The sequence below is a fragment of the Coprococcus sp. RTP21204st1_G4_RTP21204_210225 genome (assembly GCF_040915385.1).
GTDB classification, from domain to species: domain Bacteria; phylum Bacillota; class Clostridia; order Lachnospirales; family Lachnospiraceae; genus Allocoprococcus; species Allocoprococcus comes.
In genome coordinates, this window is the sequence record NZ_JBCPDP010000051.1 from 1 (window position 1) to 2073 (window position 2073).

A 2073-nucleotide genomic window follows, 5' to 3' on the forward strand; every position below is an offset into this window, starting at 1 on the left:
TCTCGTCCGCATCGCCCTTGGTGGTCTTGCGGCTCTTGATGCCGTAAGCGGTCGCGCAGCCTGCGGCAATCAGGAGGATGCCGATGGCGATGGCGATGTTCGTCATGTCAACGCCGGTCTTTCCGTAGGTGGAGCCTGCCGGGGTCGAGGTGACGGTCACGGACTGTCCCTCGTCGTTGATATCCTTATGCTCCGCTACGGTAACGTCCGTGGCCTTGCCGTCGATATCGCTCTGTTTGGTCAGCTCCTCGAAGACAACCAGTGTATGACCGTCGAGGGAGGTTGCATCGAACTCGCCGAGGTTGATGGAGACCGTGCCGCTCTCACTGTTCGGCGTGAACTTGAGTTCGGCGGTCACGCCCTTGTCGGCAACCTTCAAAGGTTCGCCGGTCTTCTTATCCATGAGCGTGGCATGGAGCGTGTACTCCTTGCCGGGGATAAGACCCTCGTACTTCACCTCGTCAGTGATGACGGCATCCTTGCCAGCCATCAGTTCATGGTCACCGTCGGACTTGTCGGTCGCGGTGGTACCGATGGTACTCGGGGCGAGTTTTACCGTCTGTCCCTCGTTGTCCTTATCGCATTCGCTCGCGACGATGGAAACGGGAGTCTCATCGGAAGCGTTCTCGATGCTGCCCTTGAACATGACCTCGAAGACCACGAGGTTCTTGGTCTCGCCGGACAGGCGGTCGATAACGTCGTTGGAGTTGAAGGTGTAGTCCATGTCGATGGAACCGGACTCCTTCTCAGGGGTGAACTCCGCCGTCTTGTAGACAAGGCAGGAGAGGAGGTCTTTGTTCTCCTCGGCATATGCCTTGACCTTGGCGAGGTCGATGGAAGCGGTCGGGAGCTTCTTTGCGTTCGACCAGTCGATACCGTTATCGGTAACCTCGACCTCATCGGCCTTGTAGGTCTCCTCGATATTACGGACGAAGCTTGTGCCGCCGTCTGCGGTGGCGCTGCCGCTACCCTCCAGACCGGTGAGCTTCCAAGTGCCGTCTTCCTGCTCGGTGAGAGTCTGGGTGTCGGTCTTGACAGTCCAAGTGCCGTCCTCGTTCTCGGTGCGCTCGGAAGCATCATAGGTGTAGGAACCGTCCGCGTTCTTGACGATGGCGGCACCGTTGCCCCAGTCCTTGTCCTTAACCTTGATGGAGTAGGTGTTCGACTGGAAGCCGAGCACGTTCATCAGGCCGGAGGTGAACTTGGTGAGGTCATCCTCGGTATACTTCTTCGCGCCTTCGCCGGTCAATACGGGAAGACCGGTCTTTGCATCCATCAGGATACCGGCCATGGTGTAGGCCTTGCCGGTGAGCACATGGTCGTACTCCACCTTGTCGGTGACGGTGGACTCGGCATCGGCGATAACGGTCTTGTCACCATCGAGCTTGTCCGTGGCTGTGGTACCAATCTCGGAAGTGTGCATGGTGACCGTCTGGTCTTCATCCTCGATATCGCTATGGGAAGCAATCTCCTTGTCCTTGTAGGACAGGGACTCGAAAGCGACCACCGGCGTGTTGTCTTTCAGGAGCGACCCATCGAAGGTGAAGGTCACATCGACGGTGCCGTAGGTGTCCTCGGGAACGAACTCGGTCTCGGCGGTGACGGGGTTGCCGTCGGCATCGAGGAGCTGCTTCTTGGTGACCTTGCCGTCCTTGTCGGTGACCTTCTCGTAGAGGGTGCCGGTGACCTTGTAGGTCTTGCCGGGAGTGACGTTCTTGTACTTCACGGTATCGACGATAGTAACATCGCCCTCACCGATGAGGTTCTTGTCCGCATCCAAGCCGTCCACGGCAGTGGTGGAAAGCGTGGGCTTCGTGATGGTGACGGTCTGGGACTTGTCCTCGATATCGGCATGGCTCGCAAGTTCCTTGCCGTTCAGGGACAGGGACTCGAAAGCGACCACCTTGTCCTTGGCCTTGAGGTCGGACGCGTCGAAGGCGAAGGTCACATCGACGGTGCCGTAGGTGTCCTCGGGAACGAACTCGGTCTCGGCGGTGACGGGGTTGCCGTCGGCATCGAGGAGCTGCTTCTTGGTGACCTTGCCGTCCTTGTCGGTGACCTTCTCGTAGAGGG

Annotated in this window: 1 protein-coding gene; it reads right to left on the minus strand. The window is 58.8% G+C overall.

All coding sequences use genetic code 11. From position 1 onward, the window contains the following. Positions 1–2073 (minus strand): VaFE repeat-containing surface-anchored protein (locus AB5213_RS16970; protein ID WP_368277014.1); only part of this gene is annotated, 2073 nt, incomplete at both ends.